The 14,444-nt window shown below is 72.3% G+C and carries 13 protein-coding genes and 2 pseudogenes; 12 read left to right on the top strand and 3 right to left on the bottom strand.

Annotated features, from left to right (window positions below):
* Nucleotides 1–22: 22 nt before the first annotated feature.
* Nucleotides 23–451: an OsmC family protein gene (locus tag ACO1BR_RS13525; RefSeq protein ID WP_426795296.1), complete on the bottom strand. Its 429-nt coding sequence runs from the start codon at nucleotides 449–451 to the stop codon at nucleotides 23–25.
* Between the two features lie 123 nt (nucleotides 452–574).
* Between ACO1BR_RS13525 and ACO1BR_RS13530 the strand changes: the two genes are divergently transcribed.
* The 3 genes and pseudogenes from ACO1BR_RS13530 to ACO1BR_RS13540 form a co-directional block, all read left to right on the top strand.
* A complete protein-coding gene (locus tag ACO1BR_RS13530; RefSeq protein ID WP_426795297.1) occupies nucleotides 575–934 on the top strand; it encodes a histidine triad nucleotide-binding protein in 360 nt (119 codons plus the stop codon).
* 6 nt (nucleotides 935–940) lie between these two features.
* Nucleotides 941–1,558: pseudogene (locus ACO1BR_RS13535) on the top strand (MBL fold metallo-hydrolase); the annotation flags it as partial.
* 114 nt (nucleotides 1,559–1,672) lie between these two features.
* A pseudogene (locus tag ACO1BR_RS13540) lies at nucleotides 1,673–1,960 on the top strand (MBL fold metallo-hydrolase); the annotation flags it as partial.
* 87 nt (nucleotides 1,961–2,047) lie between these two features.
* Here the strand turns inward: ACO1BR_RS13540 and ACO1BR_RS13545 are convergent.
* Nucleotides 2,048–2,869 carry an HAD family acid phosphatase gene (locus tag ACO1BR_RS13545; protein ID WP_426795298.1) on the bottom strand — a complete coding sequence of 274 codons (822 nt, stop codon included), beginning with the start codon at nucleotides 2,867–2,869 and terminating at the stop codon, nucleotides 2,048–2,050.
* A 215-nt stretch (nucleotides 2,870–3,084) separates the two neighbouring features.
* On the opposite strand from ACO1BR_RS13545, the gene ACO1BR_RS13550 reads away from it, so the two are divergent.
* From ACO1BR_RS13550 to ACO1BR_RS13560, 3 genes are all read left to right on the top strand, one after another.
* Complete coding sequence (locus ACO1BR_RS13550) at nucleotides 3,085–4,482, top strand: enolase C-terminal domain-like protein (RefSeq protein WP_426795299.1); 1,398 nt, start codon at nucleotides 3,085–3,087, stop codon at nucleotides 4,480–4,482.
* Nucleotides 4,483–4,587: 105 nt separating this feature from the next.
* Entirely contained in the window at nucleotides 4,588–5,673 is a 1,086-nt protein-coding gene (locus ACO1BR_RS13555) for an S-(hydroxymethyl)mycothiol dehydrogenase (protein WP_426795300.1), read from the top strand.
* Nucleotides 5,673–6,296 carry an MBL fold metallo-hydrolase gene (locus ACO1BR_RS13560; protein ID WP_426795301.1) on the top strand — a complete coding sequence of 208 codons (624 nt, stop codon included), beginning with the start codon at nucleotides 5,673–5,675 and terminating at the stop codon, nucleotides 6,294–6,296. Before ACO1BR_RS13555 ends, ACO1BR_RS13560 begins: the two co-directional genes overlap by 1 nt.
* A 224-nt stretch (nucleotides 6,297–6,520) precedes the next feature.
* Here ACO1BR_RS13560 and ACO1BR_RS13565 read toward each other — a convergent pair whose 3' ends face one another.
* Complete coding sequence (locus tag ACO1BR_RS13565) at nucleotides 6,521–7,876, bottom strand: 6-phospho-beta-glucosidase (protein ID WP_426795302.1); 1,356 nt, start codon at nucleotides 7,874–7,876, stop codon at nucleotides 6,521–6,523.
* Between the two features lie 67 nt (nucleotides 7,877–7,943).
* Here ACO1BR_RS13565 and ACO1BR_RS13570 point away from each other — a divergent pair, with 67 nt between their 5' ends.
* From ACO1BR_RS13570 to era, 6 genes are all read left to right on the top strand, one after another.
* Entirely contained in the window at nucleotides 7,944–9,092 is a 1,149-nt protein-coding gene (locus ACO1BR_RS13570) for a carbohydrate kinase family protein (RefSeq protein ID WP_426795303.1), read from the top strand.
* 259 nt (nucleotides 9,093–9,351) lie between these two features.
* A complete protein-coding gene (locus ACO1BR_RS13575; protein ID WP_426795304.1) occupies nucleotides 9,352–10,356 on the top strand; it encodes a PhoH family protein in 1,005 nt (334 codons plus the stop codon).
* 39 nt (nucleotides 10,357–10,395) lie between these two features.
* Complete coding sequence (gene ybeY / locus ACO1BR_RS13580; RefSeq protein WP_426795305.1) at nucleotides 10,396–10,893, top strand: rRNA maturation RNase YbeY; 498 nt, start codon at nucleotides 10,396–10,398, stop codon at nucleotides 10,891–10,893.
* 11 nt (nucleotides 10,894–10,904) lie between these two features.
* Complete coding sequence (locus ACO1BR_RS13585; RefSeq protein WP_426795306.1) at nucleotides 10,905–12,221, top strand: hemolysin family protein; 1,317 nt, start codon at nucleotides 10,905–10,907, stop codon at nucleotides 12,219–12,221.
* 495 nt (nucleotides 12,222–12,716) lie between these two features.
* Nucleotides 12,717–13,082 (top strand): hypothetical protein, encoded by a 366-nt coding sequence (locus ACO1BR_RS13590; RefSeq protein ID WP_043269681.1) that lies wholly within the window; start codon nucleotides 12,717–12,719, stop codon nucleotides 13,080–13,082.
* A 321-nt stretch (nucleotides 13,083–13,403) separates the two neighbouring features.
* The gene (gene era, locus ACO1BR_RS13595) at nucleotides 13,404–14,342 is read left to right on the top strand and encodes a GTPase Era (RefSeq protein WP_159503836.1); all 939 of its coding nucleotides are present in this window, start codon (nucleotides 13,404–13,406) and stop codon (nucleotides 14,340–14,342) included.
* Nucleotides 14,343–14,444 lie beyond the last annotated feature (102 nt).

A 14,444-nucleotide genomic window follows, 5' to 3' on the forward strand; every position in this document is an offset into this window, starting at 1 on the left:
CACGGTCAGGTCGGCTCCGCGTTCAGATCAGCTCGGCGTGGAGCGTGATGTTCTTGACGCCCGCCAGCGCCTGGCTGACCGGGCAGTTCTTCTTGGCGTCCTCGGCCGCGGCCTGGAAGTCCTCCTCGGACAGGCCCGGGACACTGGCCTTGACGGTCAGCACGATGCCGGTGATGCCCTCGCCCGGCTGGAAGGTGACATCGGCCCGGGTGTCGAGGGAGGCGACGGTGTGGCCCTTGCCGGCCAGGCCGTGCGAGAAGGCCATGGAGTAGCAGGAGGAGTGGGCCGCCGCGATCAGTTCCTCGGGGCTGGTGACGCCGTTCGGCTGCTCGGCGCGTGCCGGCCAGTTCACGTCGTAGGTGCCGACGTTGGAGGAGTTCAGGGCGACGGTGCCCTTGCCCTCCAGAAGGTTGCCTTCCCAGTGGGTGGTGGCGGTGCGGGTGGTTGCCATGGTGCATAACTCCCGGTTGTGGGGCCAATGCGGTCTGAAGGGTCAGCTTAGTGATCCGCTAGCATCCCAGGGCGTACGCACGGTGCGTACGGCGCACGCCGCGCGACCCGGGAGGAGCCACCGGTGGCGGGAGAACCGCAGGCCGACTGCCTGTTCTGCAAGATCGTGGCCGGGGAGGTGCCGGCGACCATCGTCCGGGAGACCGATACCACCGTCGCGTTCCGCGACATCAACCCCCAGGCGCCGACGCACGTCCTGGTGATCCCCAAGGTCCACTACCCGGACGCCGCGGCGCTCGCCGCCGCCGAGCCGCAGGTGATCGCCGACATACTGTCCGAGTCCCGCGAGGTCGCCGCCACGGACGAGATCGAGGACGGGGGCTACCGGGTCGTCTTCAACACCGGCTCCGGCGCGGGCCAGACCGTCTTCCACGCGCATCTGCACGTCCTCGGTGGCCGCGGCCTCCAGTGGCCCCCCGGATAACGCGCCGTGTCCGTACGCGAACTGGTCGTCCTCGGGACCGCCAGCCAGGTCCCCACCCGGCACCGCAACCACAACGGCTATCTGCTGCGGTGGGACGGCCAGGGGCTGCTCTTCGACCCCGGTGAGGGCACCCAGCGCCAGATGCTGCGGGCCGGGGTCGCCGCCCACGACATCAACCGGATCTGCATCACGCACTTTCACGGCGACCACTCCCTGGGCCTGGCCGGGGTGATCCAGCGGATCAACCTGGACCGGGTGCCGCACCCGGTTACCGCCCACTACCCGGCCAGCGGGGAGCGGTTCTTCGACCGGCTGCGCTATGCCACCGCCTACCGGGAGACGGTCCGCATCGCCCAGCGGCCGGTCGCCGAGGACGGCGAGCTGGACCGCTCGGCGTCGTACGTCCTGGAGGCGCGCAGGCTCTCGCACCCGGTCGAGTCGTACGGCTACCGTCTGGTCGAGCCGGACGCCCGGCGGATGCTCCCGGACCTGCTGGCCGCCCGCGGCATCGCCGGACCGGACATCGGCCGCCTCCAGCGGGTCGGCGAGCTGAACGGCGTGACCCTCGACGAGGTCAGCGAGTTCCGGCCCGGCCAGCGGTTCGCGTTCGTCATGGACACCCGGCTGTGGGGGGGGGGGGGGGGGGGGGGNCTGTCCGGCCGTCAGATGCCCGTGGTCCGTGGCCAGTTGGACGTCCTCGTCGAGGAACGTGGACTCGATGACCAGCATGTCCACCCCCTGTGCGAGGGCGTGCACGCCCTCGCACAGGGGGTGGACATGCTGGTCATCGAGTCCACGTTCCTCGACGAGGACGTCCAACTGGCCACGGACCACGGGCATCTGACGGCCGGACAGGCCGCCCGGGTGGCGGCGGAGGCGAACGTGCGGCATCTGGTGCTGACGCACTTCTCGCAGCGCTACGCCGACCCGGACGAGTTCGCGCGCCAGGCACGCGCGGCGGGCTTCGCCGGTGAACTCACCATCGCCCGCGACCTGCTGAGCGTGCCGCTCCCCAAGAGGCGCTGAGCGCCCGGCGGGGCCGGACGCTCCGCGGAGGGGCCGGGGCCGGATGCCCTGCCGGGGCCGGGCGCCCACAGCAGGTGGTACATCCGCCTACGGCAGGTAGTACATCGGGTTCGGCAGCTTGAACGCGCGGTCCGCGGAGCCGCCCAGCAGGTCGCTGTACTGGTCGCCGAAGTTGGCCACGATGCGGTAGCCGAGCGACGCGATGTGCTTGCGGGTGCCGGACTTGAAGTCGACGGTCGAGCAGGTGGCGCCGCACGGGAGGTAGGCCGGCGGGTGCTCCTTGTCGCGCAGGAAGACGTGCGCGGGATCCAGCGGCACGTCGTAGCCGACGTTCTTGAGGTTGCGCACGCTCCAGTCGCGCTGCGCCTCCTTGCGGCCGGTGATGAAGAAGACCTCGGCGCCCTTCTTGTGCGCCCAGTCGACGAGCTGGTTCATGCCGAAGACCGGGGCCATGTCGGTGTGTGCCAGGTAGTCGTCCTGGGACTTCGGGGTGAAGTTGAAGCCGACCTTCAGCTCGTAGTTGTAGGTCAGCAGCGTGGTGTCGTCCATGTCCAGGACGATGGCGGGCTTCGCCTTCCCCGCGGGCTTGTGCTTGCCGAGCGCGCCGGTCAGGTAGGTGCGCGCCTGGGCCTCTATGCCGCGGACCTGGCGGGCGTAGTTGCTCGTGGGGGAGGCGTAGTGCTCCCCGTCGGCCGTCACCGTGTCGCCGTAGTACGCCTTGATCTTGTCCTGCACCTGCGTGAGGTTGGGGATCTCCTTGTCGGTGCGCGGCACGGAGTGCTCGGCGGTCGCCTGGCCGGCTCCGAACACCGCGGTGCCGGCGGCGAGGGCGGCGACCGCCGCAGCGGCGAGGCGGGTGCGGCGGGAGAGGGCTGGGCGGGTGAGGCGGGAGAGGGGGAGACGGGGCATGCGCGGCTCTTTCGGGAGGCGGGGGGCGGTCCCGGGTAGGTCTAACAGAGCCTCAACCGGTATATCTACGCGCGAAGATTAAAGCGTTGGTAAAGGGTGGCTGTGGGGTGCCGCTCAACTGCCCCGCGCGGCCAGGGGGATTGACGCTCCCGGGGTGCGCTTCCTACGCTCCCTTCCCGTCCATGGACGTCATCTGTATACGGAGACGAGTGCCGATGGCCGCCGCACCCGAGGACCTGACCGTCGCCGAGGTCCGGCTCACCCCGGTCCTGGTCGCCGACCCGCCGCTGCTCAACATCCAGGGCGTCCACCAGCCGTACACCCCGCGGCTGATCATCGAGGTGGTCACCGCGGGCGGCGCCACCGGACTCGGGGAGACCTACGGCGACACCGAATACCTCGGCCCGGCACGCCTGTTGGCTGATGCCCTGGTCGGCCGGCGGGCCACGGACCTGAACGCGCTGCCCGCGCTCGCCGACCGGGTGTGCGCCCACTCCCCGGACGCGACCGGCGCGGACACCGCCCACGGCGTCGATCCGGCCGGCACGGCCACTACACCCGATCCAGCCAATACAGCCGACACCGCTGATACAGCCGTTACAGCCGACACGGCGGTCGCGGCCGGACTGCGCGGCGCCCGGACCGCCGGCAAGCTGCGGCGCTCGGTGCTCGCCGGCTTCGAGGTCGCCTGCCTCGACGCCTGGGGCCGCGCCGCCGGCCTGCCGGTGCACGCGCTGCTCGGCGGCCGGGTGCGCGACCGCGTGGAGTACAGCGCCTACCTCTTCTACCGCTGGGCCGCCCACCCCGGCGACCGCGGCGAGCCCGACGACTGGGGCGCGGCCCTCGACCCGGCCGGGATCGTCGCCCAGGCCCGCCGGTTCGCCGACCGCCACGGCTTCACGTCCTTCAAGCTCAAGGGCGGCGTCTTCCCGCCGGACCGGGAGATCGCGGCGATCCGGGCGCTGGCCGCCGCGTTCCCCGGGCGGCCGCTGCGCCTCGATCCCAACGGCGCCTGGACGGTGGAGACCTCGCTGCGGGTCGCCGATGCGCTGCAGGACGTCCTGGAATACCTGGAGGACCCGGCGAGCGGCACCGACCGGATGGCCCGGGTGGCGGCCCGTACGCCGGTGCCGCTGGCCACCAACATGTGCGTCACCGCCTTCGAGGAGATCCCCGAAGCCTTCGCCCGCGGCGCCGTGCAGGTGGTCCTCTCCGACCACCACTACTGGGGCGGGCTGCGCAGCACCCGGGAACTCGCCGCCCTGTGCCGCACGTTCGGCGTCGGCCTGTCCATGCACTCCAACACCCACCTGGGCATCAGCCTGGCCGCCATGACCCAGGTGGCGGCCACCGTGCCCAACCTGGACTTCGCCTGCGACACCCACTACCCCTGGCAGGCCGAGGACGTGCTCACCGAGCGCCTCGCCTTCCGCGGCGGCCACCTGGACGTCGGCGACGCCCCCGGCCTCGGCGTCACCCTCGACCGGGACCGGCTCGCCGCCCTGCACCGCCGCTGGCTGGCCGACGACGGCACCCACCGCTCCCGCGACGACGCCGCCGCGATGCGCCGTGCCGACCCCGGCTGGACCGCCCCCGCGGTGCCGCGCTGGTGACCCGCGGCGTGGCCGGCCCGCCCGCGTGCGGTGTGGCACGACGCGGCGGCGGTACGTCACAGTGGTCCCGTACGTGATCTTCATCTTCGAAGAGGGGCGGTACCGATGGCACAGGAAGTGCGCGGCGTCGTTGCGCCGGGGAAGAACGAAGCGGTCCGGCTGGAGACGATCCTGGTGCCGGATCCGGGGCCCGGCGAGGCCGTGGTGAAGATCCAGGCGTGCGGGGTGTGCCACACCGACCTGCACTACAAGCAGGGCGGGATCAACGACGCGTTCCCGTTCCTGCTCGGGCACGAGGCGGCCGGCGTGGTGGAGTCGGTCGGCGACGGCGTCACCGACGTCGCGCCGGGCGACTTCGTCGTCCTCAACTGGCGCGCGGTGTGCGGCGCCTGCCGGGCGTGTCTGCGCGGCCGGCCGCAGTACTGCTTCGACACCCACAACGCCCGGCAGAAGATGACGCTCAAGGACGGCACGGAGCTGACGCCGGCGCTCGGCATCGGCGCGTTCGCGGACAAGACGCTGGTCGCGTCGGGCCAGTGCACCAAGGTGGACCCGGCGGTCTCGCCGGCCGTCGCGGGGCTCCTGGGATGCGGCGTGATGGCCGGTATCGGCGCCGCGATCAACACCGGCGGCGTCGGTCGCGGCGACTCGGTCGCGGTCATCGGCTGCGGCGGGGTCGGCGACGCGGCGGTCGTCGGGGCACGGCTGGCCGGGGCGTCGCGGATCATCGCGGTGGACATCGACGACCGCAAGCTGGACACCGCGAAGTCGATGGGCGCCACCCACACCGTCAACTCCCGCACCACCGACCCCGTCGACGCGATCCGCGGGCTGACCGGCGGCTTCGGGGCCGACGTCGTCATCGAGGCGGTCGGCCGGCCGGAGACCTACCGGCAGGCGTTCTACGCCCGCGACCTGGCCGGGACCGTCGTCCTGGTGGGCGTGCCGACCCCCGAGATGACGCTGGAGCTCCCCCTCCTGGACGTCTTCGGCCGTGGCGGCGCCCTCAAGTCCTCCTGGTACGGCGACTGCCTGCCGTCCCGGGACTTCCCGATGCTGATCGACCTGCACCAGCAGGGCCGGATCGACCTCGGCGCGTTCGTCACCGAGACGATCGGGATCGACGACGTGGAGCAGGCGTTCGCGCGGATGCACGCGGGCGACGTGCTGCGTTCGGTGGTGGTGCTGTGATGACCGCCCGTATCGATCACCTCGTGACGTCGGGCACGTTCTCCCTGGACGGGGGCACCTGGGACGTCGACAACAACGTGTGGATCGTGGGCGACGGCGCGGAGGCGGTGGTCATCGACGCTGCCCATGACGCCGACGCCATCCTCGAAGCCCTCGACGGGCGGACGCTGCGGGCGATCATCTGCACCCACGCCCACAACGACCACATCGACGCGGCCCCGGCGCTGGCGAGCCGCACCGGCGCCCGGATCCATCTGCACCCCGACGACCTGCCGCTGTGGAAGCAGACCCACCCGGACACCCCGCCGGACGTGGAGTTGACGGATGGTCAGGTGCTGACCATCGCCGGGGTCGACCTGACGGTGCTGCACACCCCGGGACACGCCCCCGGCGCGGTCTGCCTGTACGCCCCGGACCTGGGCACCGTCTTCACCGGGGACACCCTCTTCCGGGGCGGCCCCGGCGCCACCGGACGGTCGTTCTCCGACTTCCCGACCATCATCGCCTCGATCCGGGACCGGCTGCTGACCCTGCCGCCGGACACCGTCGTACGGACCGGGCACGGCGACTCGACCACCATCGGGGAGGAGGCCCCGCACCTGCCGGAGTGGTTGAACCGCTAGGCGCGTTGTCCGGGCAGGCCCCTGGCAGCCGTGCCGCGTGCCCCGGGCCCCGCACCCGCACCTAGGGGGCGGGCGAACAGATCCCGTAGGGGGTGGGAGAGCCCCCTGCGGGGCCACAACGCCGCGGAGGCGGCGGGAATTCCCGGGGGCGCGGCACGGCGGGGCGCCCGCGTTGCCGCACCTCCCCGGAGTCACAACCCCTTCGGAGTCACGCCTCCCCGGAGTCACGCCCCCGCCGTGTCCGCCCCCTCGGCCGCCCGCTCCAGGATGCGGGCGGCCACCGCCGGCGAGTCCACCAGCGGGTGCAGCGCCAGCGCACGCAGCGCCGCGGACCGGTCCTTGAACACCGCGGCCTCCACCGTCGCCCGTTCCACCGCCTTGACCTGGAACATCAGCCCCAACTGGTCCTCGCGCAGCGGCGCGCAGGCCAGCGGGCGGGCCCCCTGCGCGCCCACCTCGCACACCGTCTCCACGATCGCGTCCGGCGCCAGCTGCGGCACCGTCGTGCCGTTGCGGACGTTGAGGATCAGCCGCCGGCCGGTGTCGTGGACGAGGGCGTGCATCAGGGCCAGCGCCACCCGGTCGTAGCCGCCGCCCTCCAGGTCGTGGCTGTCGCGCTGCCAGCCGCCGCTCGCCTCCCGGCTGTGCGCCATGTACGTCTCCTCGCGCTCCAGCCGGGTCCGCTCCCACAGCTCGTACACCGCGTCCGGGGAGCCGGCCGCGGCGGCCCGCTCGAAGAAGGAGCCCTGCTGCCGGTCGAGGAACTCGCCGCGGGTCTGGTCGGTGTCCCGTACGGAGTGCAGGGTCTCGCGGCGGAAGTAGTAGTAGTGCAGGTACTCGTTGGGCAGCGACCCCAGGGTGCGCAGCCAGTCGGCGCCGAAGAGCCGGCCCTCCTCGAAGGAGCCCAGGGCCGTGTCGTCGGCCAGCAGGCCGGGCAGCAGATCGGTGCCGTCGAGGGTCAACGACCGCAGCCAGCCGAGGTGGTTGAGCCCGACGTAGTCGTAGCCGGACCGCGTCGGGTCGGACAGCGCCGCCGGGTCCGCGCCGGCCGCGCGGGCCGCGCGCCGCACCAGCCCCACGGGGGAATCGCAGATCCCGATGACGCGGTCGCCCAGCACCTGGGACATCGCCTCGGTGATCATGCCCGCGGGGTTGGTGAAGTTGATGACCCACGCGCCCGGGGCGAGCGCCGCGACCCGCTCGGCGATGTGCAGTGCCACCGGGATCGTCCGCAGCCCGTAGAGCACCCCGCCCGCGCCGACCGTCTCCTGGCCGAGCACGCCCTCCGACAGCGGGATCCGCTCGTCGCGGATCCGGCCGGCCGTCCCGCCGACCCGTATCGCGGAGAAGACGAAGTCGGCTCCGGTCAGCGCGGCGTCCAGGGAGTCCGCCACTCGTACGGGTACCGCTCCGCGGCGGCCCTCGGCCAGCCGCGCCAGCACCTCGGAGATCACCGCGACCCGGCGCGGATCGGTGTCGTAGAGCGTCAGCCCGGAGACGGAGCGTGCCGGGTCGTCCAGCAGCGCGCGGTAGACCAGCGGCACCCGGAAGCCGCCCCCGCCGAGAATGGAGAGCTTCATGGGGCGGAACGTACCGCAGCATCGGGCACACTGGCGGCACGAGTTGCGTACGAGAGGGGCGAGCGCGGTGAGCACTGGCCGACGCGATGTCCAACCGCCCGCGGGACCGGCCGCCGTGCCGCCGGGCCTCGATCCGCTGGCCGCGGTGCGCGCCGAAGGCGATCCGCGCACCGATGTCTACCTCACCGGCACGGTCTTCCTCGACATCATCTTCACCGGCCTGGATTCCGCCCCGGTACGCGGCACCGAGTCCTGGGCCCGCGGCATGGGCTCCAGCCCCGGCGGCGTCGCCAACATGGCCACCGCCCTGGCCCGGCTCGGCCTGCGCACCTCCCTGGCCGCGGCGTTCGGCGACGACATGTACGGCGAGTACTGCTGGGAGGCGCTCGAACAGGGCGAGGGCATCGACCTGGCGCTCTCCCGCAAGGTCCCCGGCTGGCACTCCCCGGTCACCGTCTCCATGGCCTACGAGGGCGAGCGCACGATGGTCTCGCACGGCCACGAGGCACCGCCGCCGGAGCACGCCTTCGACGGCAAGCACGCCCCCGGCTGCCCGCCGCCGTCCCGCGCCTGCATCGCCTCGCTCGTCCCCGGCCGCCGGGAGGGCTGGCTGGGCTGCGCGGCGGGCCGCGGCAGCCGGATCTTCGCCGACGTCGGCTGGGACGACAGCGGCCGCTGGGACCCGGCCGACCTCGCCGACCTGGAGCACTGCGAGGCGTTCCTCCCCAATGCCGAGGAGGCGATGCGCTACACCCGCACCGGCTGCCCGCGGGCCGCCGCCCGCAAGCTCGCCGACCTCGTGCCGCTCGCGGTCGTCACGCTCGGCTCGGAGGGCGCCTACGCGGTGGACGGGCGCAGCGGCGAGAGCGCCGAAGTGCCCGGCATCGCGGTCGAGGCGCTGGACCCGACCGGCGCCGGGGACGTCTTCGTGGCCGGGTTCGTCACCGGCACCCTCGCCGACTGGCCGCTGGCCGACCGGCTGGCCTTCGCCGGGCTGAGCGCCGCCCTGTCCGTGCAGGAGTTCGGCGGCTCGCTCTCCGCGCCCGGCTGGGCGGAGATCGCGACCTGGTGGCGGGGGGTGCGCGCCTGCGGGACACCCGCCGCGGCCGGGCTGTGCCGCCAGTACGGGTTCCTCGACGCCGTGCTGCCGGCCGCGTACCGGCCGGCGCCGCTGGCCCGCGCGGTCCCCACCATCGGCTTCCGCCGCCCGGCCTGAGCGGCGCCGGACCCGCCGCCCACCGCGTCTCCGTCCTCCCCCGCCCACCGCGCCCCTGTCTCCCCCCGCCCACCGCGTCCCTGTCTCCCCCCGCCCACCGCGCCCCCGTCCCCCCGCCGGGAAATCCCGGTGGGCCTGTCGGTGCCCCGTCGTACTCTGGTAGCGCAAGGAGCCCGGTGCGGGCAGCTCGGCAGCTCTGCCGGGGGCCGCACCCGCGATGAGCAAAGGATGGGGGTTGAGCAGGCCGCACGGCCTACCCATGACGCAGACACCGACACACGCGCAGGCGAGCGCTCAGTTCACGGTCCCGGCCAAGCACCCCATGGTCATGGTCCTCGGATCCGGAGACGCGCTGCTGCGCGTGATCGAGAAAGCCTTCCCCGCCACCGACATCCACGTCCGGGGCAACGAGATCAGCGCGGTCGGCGACGCCCGGGAAGTCGCCCTCGTCCAGCGCCTGTTCGACGAGATGATGCTGGTGCTCCGCACCGGACAACCGATGACGGAGGACGCAGTGGAACGCTCGATCGCCATGCTGCGCGCGGCGGAGGACGGCAACGGAGCGGTGAGCGAGACGCCCGCCGAGGTGCTCACCCAGAACATCCTCTCCAACCGCGGGCGCACCATCCGCCCCAAGACGCTCAACCAGAAGCGCTATGTCGACGCCATCGACCGGCACACCATCGTCTTCGGCATCGGCCCGGCCGGCACCGGCAAGACCTATCTCGCCATGGCCAAGGCCGTCCAGGCCCTCCAGGCCAAGCAGGTCAACCGGATCATCCTGACCCGCCCCGCGGTCGAGGCCGGCGAGCGGCTGGGCTTCCTGCCCGGCACCCTCTACGAGAAGATCGACCCGTATCTGCGCCCGCTCTACGACGCGCTGCACGACATGCTCGACCCCGACTCCATCCCGCGCCTGATGGCCGCGGGCACGATCGAGGTGGCGCCGCTGGCGTACATGCGCGGCCGGACGCTGAACGACGCCTTCATCATTCTCGACGAGGCGCAGAACACCAATCCCGAGCAGATGAAGATGTTCCTGACCCGGCTCGGGTTCGACTCGAAGATAGTCATCACCGGGGATGTGACCCAGGTCGACCTCCCGGGTGGCACGAAGAGCGGTCTGCGCCAGGTCCGGGAGATCCTGGACGGCGTCGACGACGTGCACTTCTCCCTGCTCACCAGCCAGGACGTCGTCCGGCACAAGCTCGTCGGCCGTATCGTCGACGCATACGAGAAGTACGACAGCCGCAACGGCCGGTAGGCCGCACTGCGCGATCAAGAAGCGAGACGCACCCTCCCCATGTCGATCGACGTCAACAACGAGTCCGGAACGGACATCGACGAGCAGGCGATCCTGGACGTCGCCCGCTATGCCATCGCCCGGATGCGCATCCACCCGCTCTCCGAGCTGTCCGTCATCGTCGTGGACGCCGAGGCCATGGAGCAGCTCCACCTCCAGTGGATGGACCTCCCGGGCCCGACCGACGTCATGTCCTTCCCGATGGACGAGCTGCGCCCGCCGGCCAAGGACGACGAGGAGCCCCCGCAGGGGCTCCTCGGTGACATCGTGCTGTGCCCGGAGGTCGCCGCGAAGCAGGGCGAGCAGGCCCCCACGGGGCACAGCATGGACGAGGAGCTCCAGCTGCTGACCGTCCACGGCGTGCTCCACCTGCTCGGCTACGACCACGAGGAGCCGGACGAGAAGGCCGAGATGTTCGGGCTCCAGGCGGCGATCATCGACGGCTGGCGGGTCGAGCACGGGCTGACCGGGCCCTCGCCGGCGCCGACCGTGACCTGACGGGGCGCACGATGACCACCCAGCTGATCGCCGTCGCGGTACTCCTCGTCGTGATCGCCTGGCTCGCCGCGTGCGCGGAGGCCGGGCTGGCGCGGACGACCAGCTTCCGCGCCGAGGAGGCCGTCCGCTCCGGGCGCCGCGGCAGCGCCAGGCTCGCCGCGGTGGCGGCCGACCCCACCCGCTATCTGAACGTCGCGCTGCTGGTGCGCGTCGGCTGCGAGATGGCGGCCGGGGTACTGGTCACCTACACCTGCCTGCGTTCGTTCGACGAGACCTGGCAGGCGCTGACCGTCGCCATCGCCGTGATGGTGCTGGTGTCGTACGTCGCCGTCGGGGTGTCGCCGCGCACGATCGGCCGCCAGCACCCGCTGAACACCGCCACCGCCGCGGCGTATGTGCTGCTGCCGCTGGCCCGCGTGATGGGGCCGGTGCCCCAGCTGCTGATCCTGCTCGGCAACGCGCTGACGCCCGGCAAGGGCTTCCGCAAGGGACCGTTCGCCTCCGAGGCCGAACTCCGGTCGCTGGTGGACCTCGCGGAGAAGGAGTCGCTGATCGAGGACGAGGAGCGCCGCATGGTGCACTCCGTCTTCCAACTCGGCGACACCCTCGTGAGGGAGGTGATGGTGCCGCGCACCGACCTGATCTCCGTGGAGCGGTTCAAGACCATCCGGCAGGCGCTGACCCTCGCCCTGCGCTCCGGGTTCTCGCGGATCCCGGTGACCGGGGAGAACGAGGACGACATCGTCGGCGTCGTCTATCTCAAGGACCTCGCCCGCAAGGTGCACATCAGCCGGGACGCGGAGAGCGAGCTGGTGTCGTCGGCGATGCGTCCCGCGGTGTTCGTACCGGACACCAAGAACGCCGGCGATCTGCTGCGGGAGATGCAGCAGGACCGCAACCACGTCGCGGTGGTGATCGACGAGTACGGCGGCACGGCCGGCATCGTCACCATCGAGGACATCCTGGAGGAGATCGTCGGGGAGATCACCGACGAGTACGACCGCGAGCTGCCGCCCGTCCAGGACCTGGGCGCCGGCCGCTACCGGGTCACCGCCCGGCTGGACATCGGCGCGCTGGGCGAGCTGTACGGCCTGGAGCTGGACGACGAGGACGTGGAGACGGTCGGCGGGCTGCTCGCCAAGCTGCTGGGCCGGGTCCCGATCGCCGGGGCGACCGCCGAGGTCGACCTCTCCGGTGACGCCTCCGACCCGGACCTCAAGGCGCTGCGGCTGATCGCCGAGTCGCCGGCCGGCCGCCGCAACAAGATCGTCACGGTGCTGTGCGAGCCGGTCCGCTCCGAAGTGCGCGGCGGCCCCGCAGCGAGCTGATCGCACCCCTCCCTCCCCGCTGTTCCGGCGCACCCGGCTACTGATCTCCAGTGCACCGGAAATTTCCTGAATGCCATTTCCGGCAGACCTGGATTCCCTCCGCAACGCCGTGGAAAGATCGTCGGGCCGGCGCCGGAAAGGGCGCCGGTTTCCTTTGCCGTACAGGGAAGTCGAAGCGAAATGCGTGCACGGAAAGCCGCGGCGGAGTGCGCCGCCGCGGCAACGCTGCCGGCGGTGCTGCTCCCGCGGTGGCACCCCCGGACGCACGCCTGACGCTCCCTGATCCGCATCCGCGTGACCGACGCCCGATGCGTGCACGGCGAAGAGTCCTGGCTGAAGAGTCGGGTGCCCCGGCACAGGGGAGCGGGGCAACCGCACTCTTCAGCCATGGTGCGCCTAGGGCCTGCCCGGTGGGTCAGGGTCGGAAAGGCCCTAGCCCGCCGTGGAGCCGGAGCGGCCGACCGCGCCGGACCGGTCCCGCATATGCTCGCCCGTATGACCGAAGCCGCACCGCTGGACCCCGAAGACCGCAAGATCATCACCCTCGCGCGCTCGGCGCGGGCCCGTAACGGCGTGCCCGAGGGCGCCGCCGTCCGCGACGAGACCGGCCGCACCTATGTCGCCGGCACCGTCGCCCTGGACTCCCTGCAGCTCAGCGCCCTGCAGACGGCGGTCGCGATGGCCGTCGCCAGCGGCGCCACGTCCCTGGAGGCCGCGGCCGTGGTCACCGACGCCGAGCAGGCCGCCGACGCGGACCGCGCGGCCGTCCGCGACCTGGGCGGCCCCGACACCCCCGTCCTCGTCGCCGCCCCCGACGGCACCCTGCGCACCACCGTCCCGGCCGCCGGCCCGACGGCCTGACCACACCCGGCGGGGCGCCCGCTGGCGGCGCCCCGCCCGTGCACTCCCATAACCCACGGCTGTCACCACAACTCTTGGACACCCGGCGGCAGTTCCGGCCATGATCGTGCCAATCGGGGCCCGCCGCCGCGGCCCCCGCCAACATCACGGAGAACCTGGCCGCCGCCCGCATCGCGCTCCCCGCGGACACCCTCGCCCGGGTCGACGCCGCGCTGAAGGCCACCGCCTTCGAGGGCACGGCCGCCGTCGTCGACTGAGGCCCGGCGGCCCCGGAGCGGCGGATGGTCGGAGCGGGCGCGGGGATCGGGGAGAATGGGCGCCATGAGCGCTCGTACAGACTCCGCCAGCCCGCACCGCGCCGGCTTCGCCTGCTTCGTCGGCCGCCCCAACGCGGGCAAGTCCACCCTCACGAACGCTCTCGTGGGCACGAAGGTGGCCATCACCTCCAACCGGCCGCAGACCACCCGCCACACCGTCCGCGGCATCGTGCACCGGCCCGACGCCCAGCTGGTCCTCGTCGACACCCCGGGCCTGCACAAGCCGCGCACCCTGCTCGGCGAGCGCCTGAACGACGTCGTCCGCACCACCTGGTCCGAGGTCGACGTCATCGGCTTCTGCCTGCCCGCCGACCAGAAGATCGGCCCCGGCGACCGCTACATCGCCGGTGAGCTGGCGGACATCAAGAAGACCCCCAAGGTCGCCATCGTCACCAAGACCGACCTCGTCGACTCCAAGGCGCTGGCCGCCCAGCTGATCGCCATCGACCAGCTCGGCAGGGAACTGGGCATCGAGTGGGCCGAGATCATCCCGGTCTCCGCCGTCGGCGACACCCAGGTCTCGCTTCTCGCGGACCTGCTCGTACCGCTCCTCCCCGAGGGCCCGGCGCTCTACCCCGAAGGCGACCTCACCGACGAGCCCGAGCAGGTGATGGTCGCCGAGCTGATCCGCGAGGCCGCGCTGGAAGGCGTACGCGACGAGCTTCCGCACTCCATCGCCGTCGTCGTCGAGGAGATGATCCCCCGCGAGGACCGCCCCGCCGACAAGCCGCTGCTCGACGTCCACGCCAACATCTACATCGAGCGCCCCAGCCAGAAGGGCATCATCATCGGCCCGAAGGGCCGGCGCCTGAAGGAGGTCGGCACGAAGTCCCGCAAGCACATCGAAGCGCTGCTGGGCACGCCGGTCTTCCTGGACCTGCACGTCAAGGTCGCCAAGGACTGGCAACGGGACCCGAAGCAGCTCCGTAAGCTGGGGTTTTAGTCTTCCCACGTGTTCGGCCGTCCCGCCGTGGGGGTTGCTCGCCGTTGCGCCTTCGGCGCGGGATGTTGTCCGCTGCGCGGGGCTTTCGGGGTGCGGTGACGG

This window comes from Streptomyces sp. YGL11-2 (assembly GCF_050054615.1).
Classification (GTDB): domain Bacteria; phylum Actinomycetota; class Actinomycetes; order Streptomycetales; family Streptomycetaceae; genus Streptomyces.